The sequence below is a fragment of the Marivita sp. genome (genome assembly GCF_051251565.1).
Classification (GTDB): domain Bacteria; phylum Pseudomonadota; class Alphaproteobacteria; order Rhodobacterales; family Rhodobacteraceae; genus Marivita.
In genome coordinates this window covers 95,856-118,510 of the sequence record NZ_JBPOFB010000002.1, presented here as the reverse complement: position 1 = coordinate 118,510, position 22,655 = coordinate 95,856, and the positions used below count along the sequence as shown (strand labels likewise).

22 protein-coding genes are annotated in these 22,655 nt (G+C 60.1%); 8 read left to right on the top strand and 14 right to left on the bottom strand.

Going from position 1 to position 22,655, the window contains the following annotated elements:
* Positions 1–31 precede the first annotated feature (31 nt).
* Positions 32–1,627 (bottom strand): phosphoglycerate dehydrogenase, encoded by a 1,596-nt coding sequence (gene serA / locus ACSHXH_RS03070; protein WP_435670292.1) that lies wholly within the window; start codon positions 1,625–1,627, stop codon positions 32–34.
* Between the two features lie 97 nt (positions 1,628–1,724).
* Positions 1,725–2,879: a phosphoserine transaminase gene (locus tag ACSHXH_RS03065; protein WP_435670291.1), complete on the bottom strand. Its 1,155-nt coding sequence runs from the start codon at positions 2,877–2,879 to the stop codon at positions 1,725–1,727.
* Between the two features lie 300 nt (positions 2,880–3,179).
* Between ACSHXH_RS03065 and serB the strand changes: the two genes are divergently transcribed.
* Complete coding sequence (gene serB, locus ACSHXH_RS03060; protein ID WP_435670290.1) at positions 3,180–4,070, top strand: phosphoserine phosphatase SerB; 891 nt, start codon at positions 3,180–3,182, stop codon at positions 4,068–4,070.
* Here the strand turns inward: serB and ACSHXH_RS03055 are convergent.
* Positions 4,042–5,040 carry an asparaginase gene (locus ACSHXH_RS03055; protein ID WP_435670289.1) on the bottom strand — a complete coding sequence of 333 codons (999 nt, stop codon included), beginning with the start codon at positions 5,038–5,040 and terminating at the stop codon, positions 4,042–4,044. The two genes, serB and ACSHXH_RS03055, sit on opposite strands and share 29 nt — an antisense overlap.
* Before the next feature lie 175 nt (positions 5,041–5,215).
* Between ACSHXH_RS03055 and ACSHXH_RS03050 the strand changes: the two genes are divergently transcribed.
* The 6 genes from ACSHXH_RS03050 to ACSHXH_RS03025 all read left to right on the top strand — a co-directional run bounded on the left by ACSHXH_RS03050 (position 5,216) and on the right by ACSHXH_RS03025 (position 12,240).
* Complete coding sequence (locus ACSHXH_RS03050) at positions 5,216–5,746, top strand: invasion associated locus B family protein (RefSeq protein WP_435670288.1); 531 nt, start codon at positions 5,216–5,218, stop codon at positions 5,744–5,746.
* Positions 5,747–6,056: 310 nt separating this feature from the next.
* On the top strand, positions 6,057–7,244 hold the full coding sequence (gene rlmN, locus ACSHXH_RS03045) for a 23S rRNA (adenine(2503)-C(2))-methyltransferase RlmN (protein WP_435670287.1): 1,188 nt from the start codon (positions 6,057–6,059) through the stop codon (positions 7,242–7,244).
* Between the two features lie 185 nt (positions 7,245–7,429).
* Positions 7,430–7,876: a hypothetical protein gene (locus ACSHXH_RS03040; RefSeq protein WP_435670286.1), complete on the top strand. Its 447-nt coding sequence runs from the start codon at positions 7,430–7,432 to the stop codon at positions 7,874–7,876.
* 98 nt (positions 7,877–7,974) lie between these two features.
* Entirely contained in the window at positions 7,975–10,431 is a 2,457-nt protein-coding gene (locus ACSHXH_RS03035; RefSeq protein ID WP_435670285.1) for a heavy metal translocating P-type ATPase, read from the top strand.
* A complete protein-coding gene (gene cueR, locus ACSHXH_RS03030; protein WP_435670284.1) occupies positions 10,428–10,826 on the top strand; it encodes a Cu(I)-responsive transcriptional regulator in 399 nt (132 codons plus the stop codon). The genes ACSHXH_RS03035 and cueR overlap by 4 nt, the downstream gene beginning before the upstream one ends.
* A 190-nt stretch (positions 10,827–11,016) precedes the next feature.
* The gene (locus ACSHXH_RS03025; RefSeq protein ID WP_435670283.1) at positions 11,017–12,240 is read left to right on the top strand and encodes an MFS transporter; all 1,224 of its coding nucleotides are present in this window, start codon (positions 11,017–11,019) and stop codon (positions 12,238–12,240) included.
* A gap of 3 nt (positions 12,241–12,243) precedes the next feature.
* Here ACSHXH_RS03025 and ACSHXH_RS03020 read toward each other — a convergent pair whose 3' ends face one another.
* Entirely contained in the window at positions 12,244–12,840 is a 597-nt protein-coding gene (locus ACSHXH_RS03020) for a ferric reductase-like transmembrane domain-containing protein (RefSeq protein WP_435670282.1), read from the bottom strand.
* Positions 12,841–12,864: 24 nt separating this feature from the next.
* Positions 12,865–13,353, bottom strand: a complete 489-nt coding sequence (locus tag ACSHXH_RS03015; protein WP_435670281.1) for a twin-arginine translocation pathway signal — start codon at positions 13,351–13,353, stop codon at positions 12,865–12,867.
* A gap of 352 nt (positions 13,354–13,705) precedes the next feature.
* Between ACSHXH_RS03015 and ACSHXH_RS03010 the strand changes: the two genes are divergently transcribed.
* A complete protein-coding gene (locus tag ACSHXH_RS03010; protein WP_435670280.1) occupies positions 13,706–14,425 on the top strand; it encodes a hypothetical protein in 720 nt (239 codons plus the stop codon).
* Here the strand turns inward: ACSHXH_RS03010 and ACSHXH_RS03005 are convergent.
* The 9 genes from ACSHXH_RS03005 to pncA all read right to left on the bottom strand — a co-directional run bounded on the left by ACSHXH_RS03005 (position 14,377) and on the right by pncA (position 22,608).
* Positions 14,377–15,171: a helix-turn-helix domain-containing protein gene (locus ACSHXH_RS03005; RefSeq protein WP_435670279.1), complete on the bottom strand. Its 795-nt coding sequence runs from the start codon at positions 15,169–15,171 to the stop codon at positions 14,377–14,379. The genes ACSHXH_RS03010 and ACSHXH_RS03005 overlap by 49 nt on opposite strands.
* A gap of 168 nt (positions 15,172–15,339) precedes the next feature.
* Positions 15,340–16,761, bottom strand: a complete 1,422-nt coding sequence (locus ACSHXH_RS03000; protein WP_435670278.1) for a homospermidine synthase — start codon at positions 16,759–16,761, stop codon at positions 15,340–15,342.
* A 114-nt stretch (positions 16,762–16,875) separates the two neighbouring features.
* Positions 16,876–17,607 carry an amino acid ABC transporter ATP-binding protein gene (locus tag ACSHXH_RS02995; protein WP_435670277.1) on the bottom strand — a complete coding sequence of 244 codons (732 nt, stop codon included), beginning with the start codon at positions 17,605–17,607 and terminating at the stop codon, positions 16,876–16,878.
* On the bottom strand, positions 17,607–18,440 hold the full coding sequence (locus ACSHXH_RS02990) for an amino acid ABC transporter permease (protein ID WP_435670276.1): 834 nt from the start codon (positions 18,438–18,440) through the stop codon (positions 17,607–17,609). Before ACSHXH_RS02990 ends, ACSHXH_RS02995 begins: the two co-directional genes overlap by 1 nt.
* A 13-nt stretch (positions 18,441–18,453) precedes the next feature.
* The gene (locus tag ACSHXH_RS02985; RefSeq protein ID WP_435670275.1) at positions 18,454–19,266 is read right to left on the bottom strand and encodes an ABC transporter substrate-binding protein; all 813 of its coding nucleotides are present in this window, start codon (positions 19,264–19,266) and stop codon (positions 18,454–18,456) included.
* 117 nt (positions 19,267–19,383) lie between these two features.
* Positions 19,384–20,676, bottom strand: coding sequence for a nicotinate phosphoribosyltransferase (pncB, locus tag ACSHXH_RS02980; protein ID WP_435670274.1), 1,293 nt, complete (start codon positions 20,674–20,676; stop codon positions 19,384–19,386).
* A 60-nt stretch (positions 20,677–20,736) separates the two neighbouring features.
* A complete protein-coding gene (locus ACSHXH_RS02975; protein WP_435670273.1) occupies positions 20,737–21,192 on the bottom strand; it encodes a TerB family tellurite resistance protein in 456 nt (151 codons plus the stop codon).
* Positions 21,193–21,316: 124 nt separating this feature from the next.
* Positions 21,317–22,018, bottom strand: coding sequence for a YkgJ family cysteine cluster protein (locus ACSHXH_RS02970; protein ID WP_435670272.1), 702 nt, complete (start codon positions 22,016–22,018; stop codon positions 21,317–21,319).
* Positions 22,015–22,608 (bottom strand): bifunctional nicotinamidase/pyrazinamidase, encoded by a 594-nt coding sequence (pncA, locus tag ACSHXH_RS02965; protein ID WP_435670271.1) that lies wholly within the window; start codon positions 22,606–22,608, stop codon positions 22,015–22,017. The genes ACSHXH_RS02970 and pncA overlap by 4 nt, the downstream gene beginning before the upstream one ends.
* Positions 22,609–22,655: the final 47 nt, after the last annotated feature.

Here is a 22,655-nt window from a genome sequence, read left to right as displayed (position 1 = left end):
GCTCTTTCGCATGTGTCAGGTCACGCTGCAATCACGCCACGTCAAACTGAAGTGGCTTTACCTGCTTGAACAGGCCTGTTGCATGCAACTTGGCGACAACATCGGCTGGCACCGGTTCATCGACATAGAGCAGGGCAATAGCCTCGCCCTTGGCAGCAGAGCGGCCCAAGGTGAAGTTTGCGATGTTGACGTTGTTCTGGCCCATGGTCATGCCCAACGTCCCGATGATGCCCGGCACATCTTCGTTCGTGGTGTACACCATATGCGCCCCGATCTCGGCGTCGATATTGATGCCCTTGATCTGGATAAACCGCGGCTTGCCATCGCTGAACACTGTGCCCGCAATCGACCGTTCGCGGCTGTCTGTGACCACGGTCAGCTTCACATAGCCATCAAACGCACCCGATTTCGCCTGATTGGTCGTGCTGATCTTGATCCCACGTTCCTTGGCAATCAGCGGCGCGCTGACCATGTTCACATCCGGGTTCACGCGCTTCATGATCCCGGCAATCGCCGAACAGTTCAGCGCATCGAGGTTCATCTCGGCCACGGTGCCATCATACAGCACATTGATCGCCTTGATCGGCTCGTCCGTCATCTGGCCGATAAAGCTGCCCAAATGGTCGGCCAGCTTGATCCACGGGCCCATGATCTTGGCCTCTTCAGCCGTCACGGACGGCATGTTGAGCGCGTTTTCAACGGCCCCTGTCAGCAGGTAATTCGCCATCTGCTCGGCCACTTGCAACGCCACGTTTTCCTGCGCCTCGGTCGTTGCCGCACCAAGATGCGGCGTACAAACCACGTTGGGCAGGTTAAAGAGCGGGTTGTCTGTGGCGGGTTCTTCCTTGAACACGTCAAACGCGGCACCTGCAACGTGCCCGGATTTCAAAAGTTCTGCCAAGGCTGCTTCGTCCACCAGACCGCCCCGCGCACAGTTGATGATCCGCACGCCTTTCTTGGTCTTGGCAAGATTTTCCGCTGAAAGGATATTCGCAGTCTGGTCCGTGTAGGGCACGTGCAGCGTGATGAAATCAGCGCGCGCCAGAAGATCGTCAAGCTCAACCTTCTCGACTTGCATCTTCTTGGCCTTTTCTTCGCCCAAGAAAGGGTCATAGGCGACAACCTTCATCTTGAGCCCGCGCGCGCGGTCACACACGATGCCACCAATGTTGCCAGCACCAATCACACCCAGCGTCTTGCCGGTCAGCTCAACACCCATGAATTTGGACTTTTCCCACTTGCCGGCATGAGTCGATGCAGACGCTTCGGGGATTTGACGCGCACAAGCGAACATCATCGCAATCGCGTGTTCGGCGGTGGTGATCATGTTGCCAAAGGGCGTGTTCATGACGATCACACCTTTCTTGGAGGCGGCGTCCTTGTCGATATTGTCGGTGCCAATCCCGGCGCGGCCAATCACCTTGAGGTTGGTGGCATTGTCCAGAATGGTCTGCGTCACCTTGGTCGCCGAGCGGATCGCAAGGCCGTCATACTGGCCGATGATTTCGGCCAGCTTGTCTTTGTCCTTGCCCAGCTTGGGCTGGAAATCGACATCAATGCCGCGGTCCTTGAAGATCTGGACGGCTGCGTCGGAAAGTTCGTCAGAGATGAGTACACGGGGGGCCATGTTTTTGGTCCTTTGTCAGAAATGCGCGCTCATCAGGGCGTTTGCCCTTCTTCGCAAAGAAAGCCGTCAGGCTTGATGAGCGCTGAAAATGTTTGGATCAGGCCGCTTGGGCCAAGGCGTCGATCTCGGCATGGAAGGCCCAGTCTAGCCACGGCAACATCGCTTCGATATCTGCCGTCTCGACCGTGCCACCGCACCAGATGCGCAGCCCGGCAGGGGCATCTCGATACGCGCCGACATCCAGCGCCACGCCTTCCGCCTCAAGCCGTTTGGCGACTGCCTTGGCAAAGACCGTGCCATCAGTGATACGGGGATCGGTGAATTTCAGGCAAACGGACGTGTTCGACCGCGTTGCCGGATCATCAGCCAGATTGGCGATCCAGTCGTTTGCCGCGCAGAAATCCCAGATCGCTTGCGCATTGGCATCAGCCCGCGCCATCAGGCCCCTTAGCCCGCCCACCGACCGCGCCCAATCGAGCGCCAGCAGGTAGTCTTCGACCGCAAGCATCGAGGGCGTGTTGATTGTCTCGCCAACAAAGATTCCGTCGATCAACTTACCACCCTTGGTGAGGCGGAAAATCTTGGGCATCGGCCAAGCGGGTGTGTAGCTTTCCAGACGTTCAACCGCGCGGGGCGACAAGATCAGCATCCCATGCGCGGCTTCGCCGCCCAGCACCTTCTGCCAGGAGAACGTCGTCACATCGAGCTTGTCCCACGGCAGGTCCTGCGCAAAGGCCGCCGAGGTGGCGTCGCAGATTGTCAGACCGTCGCGGTCTGCCGGGATCGCATCGCCATTGGGCATCCGCACACCCGAAGTGGTGCCGTTCCACGTGAACACAACATCGGTGTCATAATCCAAAGCCGCCATATCCACGATCTGGCCGTAATCTGCGGTCTTCACCTCGGCGTCGATCTTGAGCTGCTTGACCACGTCCGTGACCCAGCCTGCACCAAAAGATTCCCAAGCAACCATTGTCGCCTTGCGTGCGCCCAACAGCGACCACATCGCCATTTCAACCGCACCCGTATCGGACGCAGGAACAATGCCGATCTTGTAATCAGCAGGCACACCAAGCAGTTCGCGCGTCTCTTCGATCGCGGCCTTCAGCTTGGCTTTGCCGACACCAGCCCGGTGCGAGCGACCCAAGGGCGCGTCGGCGAGTTTGTTTAACTCAAAAGCGGGGGGTTTGGCACAGGGGCCAGAGGAAAAACGCGGGTTGGCCGGCCGCGCGCCGGGTTTTGCAATAGCCATTTGTGCTATCCTTCCAGATAAGCGCCCTTCGTTGGGGAAGGGTGTCCCGCCGCTGCGTCTACGGCCCCGATTGCCCCCGCGCAAGTCGGAAAATGCAGCCAAGGTGACGCATTTGCAGATCGGGTGCGGGCGCGTTGCGGATCGGAAACTTTGCTGCTTTCACGCTTGCCACAACGTGGTGATGCCTCCGACGGGCAGTATTCAGGAAAAGAAGAAGATGCAGGCGGTGCCTGTGTGCCATCTGGTCTTTTGCTTGTGGCATAGGTACATCGCCGCATGTTTTGACCAAGGACGGATGCCATGTTCACAGCCACTTTGATTGCCCGCCCCGGTGCGTTGGACCCAGCTTTGGCAGAGGCGCTGCGCAATGCGTGGGGCGGAGCGGACCTGCTGTGGTTGTCCCCGGACGAGGCCGCAGAGTTCGACATACCGACTGTGCCGGACACTGCCGGGGCAAGCTGGACCGCGCTTCAGGATCAAGGGGTTGATCTGGTCATCCAACCCGCCGAGGGGCGGCGCAAGGCCATGTTGCTGGCGGATATGGACAGCACGATGATCCAGCAGGAATGTATCGACGAACTGGCAGAGGTCGCAGGCGTTGGTGCGCAGGTGAAGGACATCACCGCACGCGCCATGAATGGCGAACTGGATTTCGAAGGCGCGTTGATCGCGCGGGTCGCATTGCTGCGGGATCTGCCTGACACAGTGATCCAAGATGTCCTGAAGTCCCGCATCACCCTTATGCCCGGCGGGCCTGTCCTTTTGGCGACGATGAAAGCCAGAGGCGCATATGCTGCGCTGGTGTCTGGCGGGTTTACCGCCTTCACCGCGCGGGTGGCCGCCGCTTTGGGCTTTGACGAAAACCGCGCCAACACGCTGCTGGTCGACGGGGGCCGACTGACTGGCGATGTGAGCCGCCCGATCCTGGGGCGGGACGCCAAGGTTGCCGCGCTTGATGACATCACCGCACGGCTCGGGCTAAGCGCCGCCGACGTGCTGGCTGTGGGCGACGGGGCCAATGATCTGGGCATGCTGCAACGCGCAGGGTCAGGCGTTGCATTGCATGCGAAACCCAGTGTGCAGGACGAAGCCAGACTGCGGATCAATCACGGCGACCTGACCGCCCTGCTATTCCTGCAAGGCTACAGCCGCTCGGAATTTGTTATGCCAGAAGGCCCGGCGCAGGTTTAATCTCTCCGGTGACCAGCCCATCCCAGTTGTGCACCAACGGGTTGAGAAACGCTTTGACTTCGGGATGCGCGGGGTCGAGCACATCAAGCCGCACCAAAAGCGCCGCAATCGCACATTCCGCCGCCCGCGTGGCCCCGTCGGCCGCTTTGACGGCTATGCCCAGACCCCGGTTCGGCAAGATGGCGATGAAATAGCCCTCTGCCCCGGTCTTGAGCGCGACAGGCTCCTTGGCCACACGCATCAAACGCGTGCAGGCACGGCCTTCGCCAGCGACCAGTTCGGGATGGGTGTGCATCGCCGCAACCAGCCGTGCGGCGGCCGAGCTCATGGTGTCTGACCGCTGGCCGGCCGTGGCAAACCACGCCATAGCCCGCGCCATCCCGTGCATGCTTGTCGCAAAGTTGGGGGCCGAACAGCCATCAATCCCAAAGCCGGGGCTTGTTTCGCCGGTCACGGTCTCGAAAGCGTCAAGGCAAGCACGCTGCACTGGGTGATCCGGGGTCACATAGTCCGGCCCCGCCCCAAGATGCTGGGCCAGCGTCAGGAACCCGGCATGTTTGCCCGAACAATTGTTATGCACCCGGCAGGGGGGGTCTTGCGCACGGATCATCTCAAGCTTGAGCTCTGTATCGCGGCTCACCTGCGGCCCGCAACACAACGCGCCGTCACCAAGACCCAGATCCGCAAGCCACCGGTTAACGCGCGTGACATGAATCGGCGCACCTTGGTGCGAAGCGCAGGCCAGCGCGAGCTGTTCCGACGTCAGGCCTCGTCCATCCGCAGCCCCCGATGCCAGCAATGGCAGCGCCTGGATCATCTTCGACGAACTGCGCGGCAATACCACCGCTGTCGCATCACCCCAAGCGTCAACAATCTGCCCGGTGCCGTCGCAGATCACTGCATGTCCGACATGATGGCTTTCTTGGAAGGGGCCACGCCAGACTTCGGCCAGAGATGCAGGCTGTGCCATTCGGGGCGCTCCTTGGAAAATGGGCAGAAATCTGCCAATTGGGCTTTGAAGACACCCGTAAATCAGGCTAATCTGACAAGGTCGAGAGCAAAGTTGCAGTGACATAATCGCGGGCTAAACCCATACTGTGACGAAGAAACGAGTTGAGGCTAAGGACGGTCTGGAGGCTGGACGCATGAAATCATGGATTGGCGGAGCGGTGATCGGCGCAATGGCGCTGGTATCGGCAAGTGCGAGTGTCGCACAGGAAACGAGCACCAACCGCGTGAATGCCATCACCGACTGGAGCGTGTTCGAAGGGCAAGAGCCCCGCGAATGCTGGGCAGTGACAACCTATAAGGAAAGCGTAAACACGCGCGGCGGCCGTGTCGTGGCCGTGACCCGAGGCGAAATCCTGCTGATGGTGTTCTACCGTCCCGGCGCCGAGGTGCAGGGACAGGTCGCCTTTACCGGGGGTTATCCGTTTGCACCGGGATCGACCGTTAACGTCAATATCAGCGGCACGGAATTCGAATTGTTCACCGAAGGCGAATGGGCTTGGCCCGCAACGCCGCAGGACGATTCCAAGATCGTCACCGCGATGAAACGCGGCGCGGATGCCGTGCTGACGGCACAATCCGCGCGCGGTACCGTGACCAAGGATACATTCTCTCTTCTGGGCTTTACCGCCGCAGTCGAAGATGCGGAAACGCGCTGCCGGTCCTGAGGATTTGCAGGAAAAAGGGCCTGACAGGTCGGGCCAGAGCGTCCGGCCATTTGCTCGTGTTCCAATGCGAAACTGAAAAATAAGCCATTTTGTAATTCCCTCCGTCAAGGACCCCATTGCGAGATAAAGGGCGGGGCCATGCCTCAGAGCGTCGGCTTGCCCTAGGTAAATCTGGCAGTGTGCCCCTTTTTGGCGCGCGCGGTGCATCAAGGGATTTGGGCTATGCTTGAAAATCGGGGCGCATTCACCCTTTGGCAAAAGCAAAAGAATCCTATATGTGCCTCATCTCTTTTCGAGAAAGGCTGACCCCATGACCGGCGCTGCACCGATTACTCAAGACGTTCTGACCCTCCCGCGCAAGATGCCCGAGGGCGGTAAGACGAATATTGTCGGTCTGACACGCACCAAGCTTCATGACGCGTTGATCGCCATGGGCACGCCGGACAAGCAGTCCAAGATGCGCGTGAACCAGATCTGGCAATGGCTCTACCAGTGGGGTGTACGCGATTTCCATGCGATGACGAACCTTGCCAAAGGCTACCGCGCGCAACTGGACGATCATTTCGAAATTGCCCTGCCCGAGGTAGTGTCCAAACAAGTCTCGGCTGATGGCACCCGTAAATACCTTGTCCGTATCGCAGGCGGGCACGAGGTCGAGGTCGTCTATATCCCCGAAACTGATCGCGGCACGCTGTGCATATCGTCTCAGGTCGGCTGCACGCTCACCTGTTCGTTCTGCCACACCGGCAGGCAGAAACTGGTCCGCAACCTGACCGCTGGGGAAATCGTCGGTCAGGTCATGCTGGCCCGTGACGATTTGGGCGAATGGCCGGAACCGGGCGTCGGCACCGGCGAAAACGGGCCGCGCCTTTTGTCCAACATCGTGTTGATGGGCATGGGTGAGCCACTTTATAATTTTGACAACGTCCGCGACGCCATGAAGATTGCGATGGACGGCGAAGGCATTGCCCTGTCGCGCCGCCGCATCACGCTGTCGACCTCTGGGGTTGTGCCGGAAATTGCCAAAACCGCCCAAGAGATCGGCTGCCTGCTGGCCGTCAGCTTCCACGCCACCACAGATGAGGTGCGCGACAATCTGGTCCCGATCAACAAGCGCTGGAATATCGAGACCCTGCTTGATGCGTTGCGCGAGTACCCCAAAAATTCGAACTCCGAACGCATCACGTTTGAATATGTGATGCTCAAGGATGTGAACGATTCCGACGCAGACGCGCGGCGTCTGGTCAAACTGATCGCGGGCATCCCCGCCAAGATCAACCTGATCCCGTTCAACGAATGGCCCGGCGCGCCCTACAAGCGTTCGGACTGGAGCCGCATCGAAGCGTTTGCAGATATCCTCTACAAGGCCGGGTACGCCTCCCCCATTCGCACCCCGCGCGGCGAAGACATTATGGCAGCCTGCGGTCAGTTGAAATCCGCCACTGAACGCGCCCGAAAATCCCGTGCACAGATCGAAGCCGAAACAGGGGCTGGGTGACTCCCCCCTCCTTAGACCGATCTGTTAGGCGAAGTGGGGGCGGAAATTGCCCCAAAATCTACTTATTTTCCAGGTTCCCTATTTCTGTAGGCATCAAACCTTGTGCTCAAAACACATTCCTGATTGTTTTAATCAGAATTATAGGCTAGCTTTTGCGCTATGACCCAAGAGCAAAGGTTTTTTCCATGCATCATGGACCGATCCTCCTCCCTGACACAGATCTACGCGCGCCCGAAAAGCGGGTGATCGCTCTTTTGCGTGCGTGGGAATCCGGCCCCGAAGCTCAGAACCGGATGTGGGATGACCTGTGTCACTCCATGGGCCAGGCGCGCGCCCGCGCCTGCTTGCAGGCATTTGAACAGATGTTGCGCTTGCTTCGACTTCATGGATGGCAAGCACTGACAATCCTCACCGAAGACACGCAAGGCGTATCACCTGACGAAGCGTCCTTGGCCCGCTTTGTCATGGCCGCCACCGAACAAAACCGCGACCGCGCGCTGGCAGAAGCCGGGATGCTTGTTTCACCGACTGCCTTGCTGCCGTTATTGTGCAGCGCCTCACGCTTTGGTCTACCGATTCTGTGCGAGGAGTGCCGCGCACGGCTTTGCACACCCAGATCCCACCTCAACTGACCCAAAGACCAATGTTGCAGGACAAATAAAACCAAACCCCCTTGACCTTCCAGTGACTGGAAGCCCTATCTGATCCTCAAGGCACAAGGATCAGTCCCATGACAACGCTTCGCTTCGCCGTCGAAAACCTAAGCTGCGCCGGCTGCGCAAACCGCGCCGAACGCGCGCTTGCCGCTGTGCCCGGGGTCGCATCGGCCTCGGTCAATATTGCAAACCGCATGGCACAGGTCACCGGGGATGCCTCGACCGACACGCTGCGCGCCGCATTGAAAACCGCGGGCTACCCAGCCAAGGAAACCACGCATCGGCTGTCGATCACCGGCATGACCTGCGCGTCCTGTACGGGCCGCGTCGAGCGCGCCTTGCAGGACCGTCCCGGCGTTATCTCGGCCGCTGTGAACCTTGCCACACAAACCGCCACCGTGCGCAGCCTTGACGGTGCAGTCACCATCGAAACCCTCGCCAAAACGGTGACAGACGCCGGGTATCGTGCCAAACCCATCACCTCTGACACCCCGACCGAGGTTCCGTCGGACATCCTGCCGCTCAAACGCGACACGCTGATCGCGGGCGCGCTGACCCTGCCTGTGTTTCTCACCGAAATGGGCGGGCACCTGTTCCCGCCGATCCACCACGCGATCATGGGCAGCATCGGCATGCAGAGCTTCTGGATTCTGCAATTCGTGTTGATCACGCTGGTTCTCGCATGGCCCGGGCGGCGCTTCTTCCGCATCGGCCTGCCGCTTCTGGCCAAAGGCGCGCCCGACATGAACAGCCTGGTCGCTTTGGGCACCTTGGCGGCCTGGGCCTATTCCACCATCGCCACCTTTGCGCCAGCACTGCTGCCCGACGGCACCCGCGCCGTCTATTTCGAAGCGGCGGGCGTGATTGTCACGCTGATCCTTGCCGGTCGTTGGATGGAGGCCCGCGCCAAGGGCCGCACCGGGGCCGCCATTCGCCACCTTGTCGGCCTGCGCCCTGACACAGTGCATGTGCTACGCGATGGCACGGAGACGGACATTCCCCTGTCAGAGGTCGTCACAGGCGACTTGATCACCGTCCGACCGGGCGGGCGCGTCGCCGTTGATGGTGTGGTCACCGACGGCACGTCTTTCGTGGACGAGGCCATGATCACCGGCGAACCCGCACCCGTGGCGAAATCTGAATGCGACCGCGTCACAGGCGGCACGATCAATGGCCAACGCCTCCTGACCTATCGTGCCACAGCCGTTGGGTCGGATACGGTGCTCGCCCGCATCATTGACATGGTCCAGACCGCACAAGGTGCGAAACTTCCCATTCAGGCACTCGCCGACACAGTTGTGCGCATCTTCGTGCCTGTGGTGCTGGCCATTGCCGCGCTCACAGTCGCGGTCTGGCTTGCCATCGGGCCATCACCTGCTGTGGGCTATGCGCTGGTGGCTGGTGTCGCGGTTCTGATCATCGCGTGCCCCTGTGCCATGGGCCTTGCCACTCCGACCTCCATCATGGTGGGCACGGGGCGTGCGGCCGAATTGGGTGTGCTGTTTCGCAAAGGCGACGCGCTGCAACGGCTGGATGCGGCCAAGGTCGTGGCCTTTGACAAGACCGGCACCCTGACCCAAGGCCGCCCGACCCTGGTCGACCAGATGACCGCACCCGGTATCGATGCTGCCCGCGCCCTGCACCTCACAGCCGCCGTCGAAAAAAGCTCGGATCATCCCGTTGCCCGCGCAATCCTCGCAGCAGCGCCCGATGACCTGCCCGATGTCACCGACGCCGAAACCATACCCGGCTACGGCCTGAAGGCACATATAGACGGCACATCCCTACTGGTGGGTTCTGAACGACACCTGATCGAACACCTGATCGACACAAGCCCTTTGCAGGGTGCGATCACACGGTTTGCAAACAAGGGTCACACGCTGGTCTGCGTCGCCATCGACGGACAGGCTGCCGCCGTCTTCGCCGTGGCCGACCAGATCAAACCCAGTGCAAAACCGGCCATCGACGCGCTGCATGCGCAGGGTCTCAAGGTGGCGATGATCTCGGGCGACAGCCCCGCCGCCGCGCAAGCCATTGCGCAGCAGCTTGGCATTGACCATGTGACAGCGGGCGTCCTGCCTGATGGCAAAGTCGCCGCGATCAAGGCCCTGCGCGCCCAGTTCGGCCCGGTTGCTTTTGTCGGCGACGGCATCAACGACGCTCCGGCACTGGCCGAAGCCGATATCGGACTGGCCATCGGCACTGGCACCGATGTCGCCATCGAAGCCGCCGATATCGTGCTGGCCTCGGGCCGTGTGTCGGGCGTGGTAAACGCGGTTGAAATCTCGCGCCGCACGATGCGCAACATCCGCCAGAACCTGTTCTGGGCCTTCGCCTACAACACCGCGCTGATCCCCGTGGCAGCGGGCGTGCTCTATCCCACCTTCGGCCTCCTGCTGTCACCAATGCTTGGGGCGGGCGCAATGGCGTTGTCCTCGGTCTTTGTAATCTCGAATGCGCTGCGCTTGCGCAACATTGCACCAGCCCAACAGGACGCCCCATCCCCCAGCTACCAAGAGGCTCCCGCATGAACATCGGAGACGTTGCCACCCGCGCTGGCCTGCCGCCCAAAACCATCCGCTACTACGAAGACATCGGCCTGATCGCGCCCTTGCGCGACAGCAACGGCTACCGCCGCTTCCGCGACAGCGACCTGCACAAGCTGGCGTTTCTGGGACGCGCCCGCGCGCTCGGCTTCACCATCGAGGATTGTCGCACGCTGCTGGCGCTTTACGACGACAAGACCCGCGCAAGCGCTGATGTCAAAGACCTCGCACAGGCGCATCTGCACACGATTGAAGACAAAATTTCCCAACTGCAATCCATGCGTGACACGCTGTCAGACCTCGTCCAAAGCTGCGCCGGAGACAACCGCCCGGACTGCCCGATCCTCAGCGATCTGGCGGCCCCTCCGGCCAAGGCCTGATCTTCTTCTTTTTCCAAATATGCACACTCCGCACACAACCTGCGCGACAAATTCCAAAGGCACCGCCGCCGCCACCAGCACCACCTTCCGTAAGCGGAAAGATACGATGCGCCCCTGCATCATTCCTGCCTCGAACAAGCGTCCCACAGATTTCACTGGCACCCCAGCCGCGCCCGGCTAATGTGACCGGATGATTGCGCCAACCGTCCTTGACAGCCGCTACGCGTGGCTCCGCCTGCTTGTCACGCTTTTGATCGCGGTGATGGGCAATGTCGGCATGTGGGCAATCATCGTGGTGATGCCCGAGGTCCAGACCGAATTCGGCGCAGGCCGGGCGGATGTGTCTTTGGCCTACACGCTCACCATGATCGGCTTTGCGCTTGGTAACTTCTATGTCGGGCGCGCGGTGGACCGCTTTGGCATCACCACAGCGCTGATCACCTGCGCCGTGATCCTGACAGTCGCCTATGCGCTGGCAGCGCTCAGCCCTTCACTTCTGATCCTGACCGCGCTGCAATTCATTATCGGCTTTGCCACCGCCTGTAGCTTTGGCCCCCTCATTGCCGACATTTCACAATGGTTCCTGAAACGCCGCGGCATCGCCGTCGCCATCGCTGCATCGGGCAACTACCTGTCGGGCGCCATCTGGCCACTGCTGCTGGGCAGCCTTGCGGGCGATGCAAGCTGGCGCTGGAGCTATACTGCCCTGGCGGTGCTGACCCTCATCGTCATTCCCCCTCTGGCCATAATGCTGCGCACCCGCGTCCCCGCCGAGGCAATCGAAACCGCCGACACACAATCCGCCAGCCGCACCCGCGCCACCGGCTTCACCCCGCGCCAACTGCAATGGATGCTTGGGCTTGCCGGCATTGGCTGCTGCGTGGCGATGTCGATGCCACAGGTCCACATCGTCGCCCTGTGCGTCGATTACGGGTTCGGGGCCGCCGTCGGAGCCGAAATGTTGTCGCTCATGTTGATCGGAGGCGTTGTCTCGCGCCTGATCTCGGGCACATTGGCCGACCGCATTGGCGGGGTGCCAACACTTCTCATCGGCTCCACGCTGCAAGCCATCGCGCTCTTTCTCTACCTGCCTGCGGGCGGGCTTGTGTCGCTCTACCTTGTCAGCCTGATCTTTGGGCTCAGCCAAGGGGGCATCGTGCCCAGCTATGCCGTCATTGTCCGCGAATACATGCCCTCGCGCGAGGCCGGTGCACGGGTCGGGTTTGTCATGATGATGACCATCATGGGCATGGCCCTTGGCGGCTGGATGTCGGGCTGGATCTACGATCTGACAGGCAGCTACCAATGGGCCTTTGTGAACGGCATCGTCTGGAACGGTCTGAACATCGCCATCATGATCTTGATCGTGATGCGCGGTCAACGCGGTGGCACATTGCGCGCCGCCCCCGCCTGAGATTTACCGAAACGCCCAGGCCCGCAGGTCAATAACCACCTTCAGCGTGGCAGCACCCAGCAACGCGGCCAGTACGGCTTTCGTTACACTCTCCATGGTGCCGTCGATCAACAGGGCATGAACCACAGTTCCAACCACAATGACCGCCGCCAGAACTGTATGGGCAAACCGCCACAGCCGCAGCCGCAACCCAATCCGGCGGCGCATCGCAGCCAACACCGCCGCGCCAATAATCGCCCACATGGCGACGACGCCCCAGATGGCAAAAGGCGTCGGCGACACGAACAAAAGCGCGTCGATCACATCAGGCGGGCTGGTGATCCACAGCCCCGCAACATGGATCAAAACCGCAAGCACCAAGGCGGCCCCCACCACGCGGTGCACCCGCCTGCCGCGCATCGCGCCCAGTCCGGGAAGGTGCCCGCCCACCAACAACGGCTGGAGCAACAGCAACGCCATGCCCACAACACCGGCAAACCCCGCGATGATGTAAACCGGGTCGCGCCATTGCAAAAGCGGGCTGGTCAGGGCAAAGGCACTCGGCACCAAAATTGCCAAAGCAACCCCTGCCCAGATCAGCACTGCACGACTGAGGGTCATATCACCCGGCCCATCTTAGCCAGATCAGGCAGGTTGCAGAACGAAATCGACACTCAGGCTGGTGTCCTTGGCGCTTGCCATCAGGGGGCGCAGAAAGACCGTTTCGAACTCACCGCTGTCATAGGCAAGATGCCCATGCGCCTGCCCAAAAGCCGGGACAATCTGCGGCATTTCAAGCCGGAATTCTCCATTGGCATCGGTCAGTGTTGCGCCATGGCTATGCGCATCACGCTCGTGGCCTTCGGTGGTATGCGCCCACATCTGGATGCGCTGCCCCGGCAAAGGCGCACCGTCCCCTGCCCGGCGCACGGTTCCGGTCATCCAGAACCCACCGCCGCCAATACGGTCCACGATGGGCGCGCCGGGGCGGTAATTGTTTGAGCCACCGCGCATGGTCTGCGTGGGTGCGACGCCATTTGCGCGGGCAGGTAAAAGCAGGCCAGAGGCACCGGTCGTCAGCACGGCAGTGCCCGCAGCCAGCAAAGTCCGGCGGGTGAAAGAACGGGTCGTCATCTTTGGCCTCCTGTCAGGTGGCGCTGGGCCGGAACCGGTCTGATCAGACACTCCCAAGCCAGCCCTTTGGGTAACAGCTGATTAATAATTTAAGTCAAAATCCGACTTCACAAAATGGCCCCCACAGCATCGTGATGCACAGCGGCCAAAACACGCCGCAGCATATGTCCGCCTGCAGGCGCGCACCGGACCACACTCAGACTGGGCAAGCCGCAAAACACTCATGTTACAGATCAAGGTCGCGCCAGCAAAAGGTGTATCGCATCACGGAAAACAACCTTAAGGCTTGGCGCGCGACGACGAATGGGATCGTCTGGTGACGTTGTTCAATACCCTTTGATGGAGAAACCTCGTGGCCAAATCTTCTATTCTCGACCTTATGACATTCTTCAGCACATGCCTGCGCACCCTTGAGGACCGAGGGATCACACTCGAAGAATCCTCTGATTTTCAAGCCTGCGAAGACCGGATGCGTGCAATCGGCAAAAATTCAATCACTCCGATGATCTCATCCGAACACAACGACCTGTCAAAAGACGCTGCCGGATGGCTGATCCTGCGCAAGGATGGCCACGATATCGGCGGGGTCGCCGCGCGATGTGATATGCTTGTTTCCGAAACGCTTTCAGGCTTTTGGGCGCGCAGCTATGGCAGGCTCTACAAGGGGCAGGGGCACCTTCGCGTTGTCTCGGACTCCCCCCGCCCCTGCGACGAGATTTGTGGCCGCGTGATCTATATGGGCGAGTTCTTTATCTCCAAACAGATGCGCGGCTCACGGCACATGCTGTCGCTCTACACACATCTGCTGTTTGTCTATTGCCAACTGCGCTGGCACCCCGATTGGCTTTATGCCTTTGTCCGGGCTGATGATGCCCGGCTGGGCTATGCCACGGAATACGGATTCACCCGGCAATATCCGGGTGCCCATGTTTGGGGCGCCTTGCCCAAAGGTCGGGCGGTCGGCGAATATCTTGTTGCCATAAAGTCACGCGAACTGACGGACATGGCGCAGTATTTCAACCTTCATCCATCCTGTCTTCTGGGCGCAGATTCGCTCAGAAGGGTTGAATAGTTCAATACGAACAGGGTTCCAGACACATCCCGGACCGGCAACATCAGACGAACGAAACTCACCTCCACGGTTTCGTTCGTTTCTGGCAACGATACGATCCGCTTGAGCGGGGTAATCATGCCAACGCCAGTATGGGCCACGGATCGGATTTGCCCGTTCAGCTCGGCCAGATCCGATGTGCTGAGACTTTCCAAAAAGGTCTCAAGTTTTGCATTCTCAGTGGACCCCAATGTCGTAGCAGACAACCCAAGCGCCCCAACGTGGTGAATACGCGGAACCGAGGTCAACGCCTCGGCAGCGCTGACCAGATCGAAATGCGGCGCAATCTGATCGCTGCGGGACAGATCACCATCGGTCTCTTTCCACCACGAAATGATCGAATCAAGCGTTGGTCGCGTCCCGATCCGGTCCAGCGACCGCTCGGCAGAGGTGAACACCGCTGACAAAAGCTGCGCTGCTTGCCGGTCAACTTCTTGGATCGGGACCGCTTCGAACTGGTGATGAAGATGGGACCGTGCGTCGCGCAACAAGACATCAACGGGAACGCCCAGCGCATTGGCAAGTTGCACCATCACGCCCATGTCCGGCAGGCGACTGTCCCCCATCATTTTGGCAACGGCACCGTCCTCTTTGAAACCGGCGCGCAGAGAAAGCTCTGCCGCGCTCAGGCTTTGCGCTTTCAGGATCTGTTTCAGGTTCGTTTTCAGATTATCGAGGACATCCAGTTCCGTTTGGCCTGAGGACATTTGGCAACCCAACTCTTGTAACAATCACCCGCACCCGCATCACAGGTAACGTCACGAATTTGGCATGTATAGAAAAAATGCCCTCCTAAGGTGAACGACCCCACGACAGACACAATCGCCAAGCGCATCTCCAATGCCGAAGTGACCATGCCAAACCTGTCGGGCAGATCAGCTTGCCAACACGTTGCGGAACAGCCACGGATCACTTTCGTCGATATCTTCGGGGAAGTGTTCCCAACGATCCTGCAACGGCGTCCAATCGGTGTAATGCGCCTCGACCGGGCCGAGATACGGGCGTTGCACCTCAAGGCACCGCGCGTGGTCCATCTCATCGGTCTCGACAATCCCGGATTGCGGGTTTTCCAAGGCCCAGACCATGCCCGCCAGCACAGCAGAGGTCACCTGCAAGCCCGTCGCGTTCTGATAAGGAGCCAGATCGCGGGTTTCCGCGTTGGACAGGCGTGACCCGTACCAAAGCGCGTTCTTCTCGTGCCCGTAAAGCAGCACACCCAGCTCATCGATCCCCTCGACAATCTCATCTTCCGTCAGGATGTGATGCACCTTCTGCTGTTTCCCGGACCCGAACATTTCGTGTAGCGACAGCACAGCATCGTCGCACGGGTGATAGGCATAGTGACAGGTCGGGCGATACTCGGGCGCACCGGCATCGCCCACGGTGTAATAGTCAGAGATCGAGATCGCCTCGTTATGCGTCACCAAAAATCCGAATTGTGGTCCGGGTGTCGGACACCACGTATGCACCCGCGTGATCGCGCCGGGCCGTTCGAGCCAGATGCCCGCCTGACAGCCCACATCGTAGGAATGCGCGTTCTCTGGGAACCATGTCTCATGGGTACCCCAACCCAATTCCGCAGGCTGGAACCCTTCGGCAATGAACCCCTCGACCGACCATGTGTTCACAAACACATCTCGGGGCCGGGGCGTCCGCCGGGCCTGCGTGTCACGTTCGGCAATATGCACACCCTTGACGCCCAACGACTGCATCAATCCGGCCCACCCCGCGCGATCCTGTGGGAATGCCACATCGCGGCCAGTGTCCTTGGCCAGCGTCAACAGAGCGTCTTTCACAAACCAGGACACCATGCCGGGATTGGCCCCGCAGCAACTCACCGCGGTCGTGCCGCCGGGATTGGCGGCCTTTTCGTCCCGCACCTTTTGGCGCAGCGCATAGTTTGTGCGGTCCGCATTGTCAGTCGTGTCAAAGTAATAGCCCGCCCACGGCTCAACCACCGTGTCGATATAAAGCACCCCCATCTCGCGGCAGAGCTTCATCAGGTCCAAAGACGAGGTATCCACCGACAGATTCACGCAAAATCCTGTGCCTTCGGCAAACAGCTCTCCCAGAACCTCGCGGTAATTCTCGGGCGTCAGGGCGACTTGCAGATGATTGATCTTGTGCTGTCGCAGGAAATTGGCCTGCCGCGCGTCCGGTTCAATCACGGTGAACTTGTCCGCGTCATACTCAAAATGTCGTTCGATCAGCGGCCATGTGCCTTTGCCAATCGACCCAAAGCCGATCATCACGATGGGGCCGTCAATGCGGCCGTACACGGGGTGGGTCTGCGTCATGATCGTTCCTTGTCGCCTAACTTTCTGCGCCCATCGAGGGCAAACCGGTCTGCTCTTGTTATCCTGCGCGTCACGCAGAGTCCAAACACCGTAGACTTGCGAGGGACAGAAATCCTATTTCAACGCGCGTTGCAAAAACGCCTGCGTCTCAGGCCGCTGCGGCGCGGTAAACACAGCCGAGGGCGGACCCTCTTCAATGATCTTCCCGTCTTTGAGAAAGCACACCTTGTCCGCCGCCTGACGCGCAAACTCCATCTCATGCGTGGCCAGCAACATGGTCATTCCTTCGGCCTTGAGCTGCAAAAGCACGTCCAACACTTCGCCCACCAATTGCGGATCAAGCGCCGAGGTGATCTCGTCGAACAGCATCACTTCGGGTTTCATCGCCAACGCCCGCACGATGGCCACTCTTTGCTGCTGTCCACCCGAAAGCTGATCAGGGTATTTGTCCATGCGGTCCGCAAGGCCAAAGCGTGTAAACAGGTCCGCGACCGCCGGGCGCACCTCATCGCGTGTTTTGCCCTTGACCCGGCGCGGGGCCAGCATCGCGTTTTCCAGCGCGGTCATATGCGGAAACAAGTTGTAGCTTTGAAACACCATGCCAATCCGCGACCGCACGCGCTGCGGATCAAGACCGGGCAACGATACATCTTCGCCGTCCAGATAGATCGCACCATCCTCAATGGGTTCCAAAAGGTTGATACACCGCAGCAGCGTTGATTTCCCACCGCCGGACGCGCCGATAAGACAGACCATCTGGCCTTGCTCGACATCCAGAGTGATGCCGTCGCAGACAGTCACATCGCCAAAGCGTTTGACGACATCGCGCAGTTCCAGCTTTGCCATCAGCGCCGTTCCCGTCTTTGACGCGCCATCAGGTGATCCGCATACCGCGTGGCCGGGATGGTCACGATCAGGAAAATGATCGCCGCCCCGACATATGGCGTGAAATTGGCCAGCAGGGATTTAAACACCCCGGCCTGCCGAAAAATCTCTACCGGGCCAATAAAGCTCAGAAGTGACACGTCTTTCTGAAGCGCGATCAGCATGTTCATCTGCGATGGCACCACGTTGCGAATGGCCTGCGGCAACACCACATCGCGTGTGACCTGCCGTTCGGTCAGCCCAAGCGACAATGCCGCTGCGCGTTGACTGTGATGCACGCTGTCGATGCCCGACCGAAACACTTCGGCCACATAGGCCGAATAGGTCAGGATCAGCGCAAGCGACCCCCAGATGAACGGCGAATTCCATGGGCGTGGCAGGCCCAGACCCGGGATGCCAAACCCGATCAGGTACACCGTCAGGATGACCGGAACCCCGCGAAACACATCCGTAAACGCCGCTCCGAAGATCCGAAGCGGGAAAAGCGCGGGGGATGTCGTATCGCGTGCCAACGCGATCAGCAGTCCCAGAATGGCGATCGCCGGGGCAGACCAAGCAAAGATCATCACATTGATCTTGAATGCCTCGACAAGCTTGGGAAAGGTCTGAACCAACGTGTCGAGGTTGAAGAAACTGCGCTGCACTTTCTCCCAACCGGGGGTCATCGGAACCAGGATCACAATGGCCGCAACCACCAACACCGTGCTGGTCGCCGCGATCATCGCAGCGCGCCTGCGCTGCGCGGCCTCATAGCGTTGGCGGCGGGTCAGCCCCGCCGCTTTTTGCTGCGTCATACGCCCTGACCGCTTATTGGATCAACGGCACGCCAGTGGTGTCCTGCAACCACTGCGCTTCGATCTCTGCCAGCGCCCCGCTGTCTGTCAACGCCATCAGCGCATCATCAACACAGGCCCTGAGCGGGTTGCCCTCTTCGAACAGCATCCCGAACTGATCCGGATTGTCGCTGAGGTCGGGGGCGAACTGACCGATCACCTTGGACCCTTCGATCATGACCGCCGACAGGAACAGCGCCGTCGGAAGGTCGAACAGGGCCGCATCAATCTGGTTCGCGCTCATCGCGGCGTTCACGTCGGCATTGTCGCCATAAAGCAATGGCGCGCTCTCGGGCTGAATCACAGCTTCCAGCTTGGGCACAGCGGTCGTCGATCCGACGGCACCCCATTTCAGCCCCCGCAACGCCTCAAGCGTTGGTGCGGTTTCCGTCGCACCGGGACTGACCAGAACCGCCATCGGCGCGGTGTAATAGGGCGCAGAGAAATCCACGACAACGTCCCGTTCGGGCGTGATCGAATATTGCTGCATGTTGAGATCAAAGTTCTTCACGCCGGGCTGGATCGCCTCATCAAACGAGGATCGCACCCAAACAACGTTCTCCGCGGCAAAACCCATTTCCGCGGCCACCGCATAGGCCACCGCCGCCTCGAACCCTTCGCCACTTTCTGGCGCATCGTTCAAAACCCACGGGTAATAGGCAGGATTGCCGGTTGCGATGGTCAGCTTGCCGTCTTCAAGCGTCTTTCCAGCGGCACATTCGCCGGCCGCCATCGCAGACGTCGAAACCAAAGCCAGCACCGCAGTGAGAGAAAGTATCTTGGACATATGAAACCCTTCCTGATGGATCATTTTGCAAGGATATGGCCGAGCGTGAAACAGAGTCCAGCACCATCGCCAAGGGCCACAGGCCCAGAACGACGGTCCGGGACAAACGCATACACCTTAGACAACCACCTCGAAACTGTCCTGATCGCCGACGCTGAACACACGCTTGTAACGGTCGATCTGATCCTGCGGTCCCATCGCCTTGTTGGGATTGTCCGACAGCTTGACCGTCGCACGCCCATTCGCCTCTACAGCCTTGCACACAAGGCTGAACGGCGCGAGCCGATCATCCGGCGTCAAACCCCGGAAATCATTGGTCAGCAGCGTTCCCCAGCCGAACGACACCCGCACACGGCCCCTGAATTGGCGCTGCAATTCAAGGATCTTGTCCGCGTCCAATCCGTCCGAGAAAATCACGAGCTTCTTGGTCGGGTCCTCGCCTCGCGCTTTCCACCAGCGGATCGCGTTTTCCGCGCCCGTCGCCGGATCACCGGAATCGATCCGTATGCCCGTCCAACCAGCCAGCCAGTCCGGCGCGTCACGCAAAAACCCATCGGTCCCATAGGTGTCCGGCAGGATCATCCGCAGATTGCCCTCGTGCTCTTCGTGCCAATCGGCAAGCACATCATAGGGCGCTTGCTTCAACGCGGCGTCGTCCTTGGCCAAAGCGGCATAGACCATCGGCAATTCATGCGCGTTGGTACCGATCGCCTCAAGGTCACGGTTCTTGGCAATCAGACAATTCGACGTGCCGACAAAACTGTCGCCCAACCCCTCGAACATCGCCTGCACACACCAATCCTGCCAAAGAAACGAATGCCGCCGCCGCGTGCCGAAATCGGCGATGCGCAGGTCCGGCACCTCGCGCAGACGGTCGATCTTTTCCCAAAGCTTGGTCATGGCGCGGGCATAGAGCACCTGCAATTCGAACCGCCCCATATCGTTCAAAACCGCCCGCCCTCGCAGCTCCATCAGCACCGACAAGGCCGGGATTTCCCACAACATCACCTCGGGCCACGCCCCCTCAAAGGTCAGCTCGTACTGATCGCCGACCCGTTCCAGATGATAGGGCGGCAGGCGCAGTCCCTCGAACCACTCCATGAAATCCGGGCGAAACATCTGGCGCTTGCCGTAAAATGTATTGCCGCGCAGCCATGTGCTTTCGTTGCGGCGCAGCGACAGCGACCGGATATGGTCCAATTGTTCACGCAGCTCGCCCTCGTCGATCAACTTGGCCAAGGGAACATCCTTGGACCGGTTGATCAGACTGAACGTCACCTGCGTGTCCCGCTTGTTGCGAAACACCGACTGGCACATCAGCAGCTTGTAGAAATCCGTATCGATGAGCGACCGCACAATCGGGTCGATCTTCCATTTGTGGTTCCAGACTCGGGTCGCAATATCAACCATGACGGTCTCCGAAGGCGCAGGCGCGTCGCTTAGACCAACCCGGCCCCGACTTGTCCAGAGTCAGTGGCCCTTGCCACGGCTGGCCAGCTCTTGATCCCGGATACGTTCACAGGTGTCTTCGTCCACCCCCAGAAGACCCGCGATTTCACCCAAAAGCATGTCTTCCTTGGCGTGGCGATTGCCGTCCGCGTACACAACGTCCCACAATGCAGCCACCGCCATTTCACGTTTTTCCTGACTGATGTTGTCGGTCAGGATCGCCGCAAGATCGGCAGTTTTGGGCAACGCATGCTCCAGACGTTCGCATTGCGCCCGCATCTTGGCGGCCTCGATTGGCTTAAGATTGTACATCTTGGCCAGAACCCGGTCGATCTCTTCCACCTCTTGGAACAAATACGCTTTGTCCGCCATCGCCGTGCGCACCATCAACGCACCCAGCGCGTATTTCGCATCGGCCGGAGGCAACGGCGTCTGCGGAACGGTTCTGTCAAACAGGGCGAGGATACGTTCAAACATGCAACAGGCCTTTTTAAGGTAGGTCTGGTGCAGCTTACGCAACTCTGCCACCCGGACAAAGAGGGAAACAACAGAGCTTTCAACGCAGACCCACAACCGTGGACGTTCAGAAACACCCCACCATTCAGGCCCGTGACACATCCCGCTTGCTGCGTTTCAGCTCTGCATCAAGCTCTGTCGGTTTGTGACGCGCCACCGCCAACGCATCGTCCAGCGATTGCCCTTCAACCGCCGCTGCCGCAACCCGCGCCAACGCATAGGTCGCCACGCGCCGCGTTCCCTTGAGCGCAGCGCGGCTAAGGCCAATCGCCGCAAGATAGGTGTGATACGGACCCAACGTCCCCGGCCCCGGCACGGCCTGCCCTTCGGACACGGACTTGCAGGCATCCACATCGGTCGACACATACGCGCGGCAGATCACAGGACGCGCATCATAGGCCCGGCACTTGCGTGTCTCGGGATCAAGCGACGGACATGCCTTTGGATGCCAGTCACGCCCATCAGGCTGCCCCGCCAAGGGTGACAAAGCTGCGTGCAGGGCACCTGCTTCGGATTCCGTGATCGTACCACCATCTGCGCCGGAGAGGATGCAACAGAACGCACAGCCTTGCGCACAGGCCAGGCCGGTGGGGGCCATGGTCGTCAGGCCAAGCCGCCCGATGCCCGTGGCCGCCGTCCCATCAGCCAATTCCGCCAGCGCCTTTTGCGCGTTGTCCTGCGCCCCCGCATAGGCCATCAGCCCGCGTTTCGCGCGGTCGGCAACCTCGGGGGTGCTGGCAACACGGGCCTTGTTCAAACGGTCCAAAAGCGACGGTGATTTGCTCATGCCAGAGCCACACCAGCCTGCGTCATGTCCCACAGCGCCGCCGCAAGCGATCCGTCCAGATCAATCGCACGGCACAGCTCAAGACGCACAGTCACATCGAAGCCCAGCTTGGCCGCATCAATCGCGGAATAGGCAACACAAAAATCCGTGGCGAGACCAACAAGCGTCAGCGATGTCAGCCCGCGCGTTGTCAGATACCCTTCAAGCCCGGTGGGCGTGCGTTGGTCGTTCTCGAAAAACGCCGAATAGCTGTCGATGGCGCGACGATAGCCTTTGCGGATCACCAGATCAGCCCGATTGATGTTCAGATCCGCGTGAAACGCCGCCCCCGCTGATCCGATCACGCAATGATCTGGCCAAAGCACCTGCGGGCCGTAAGCCATGTCAATCACGCTATAAGGGACCTTCGCGTCATGTTGCGACGCGAAACTGGAATGATCCGCAGGGTGCCAATCCTGCGTCAGGACCACTGCGTCGGCATCGGCCATCAGCGCGTTGATGCCAGGAACGATGGTGTCGCCCTCTGGCACAGCCAAGGCGCCTCCGGGACAGAAATCGTTTTGCACATCGATGACGATCAGCGCGGACATGGGGCAGCCTCCTGTTGGGTCCCCCTTGGGTAAGAAGCCCACACGGC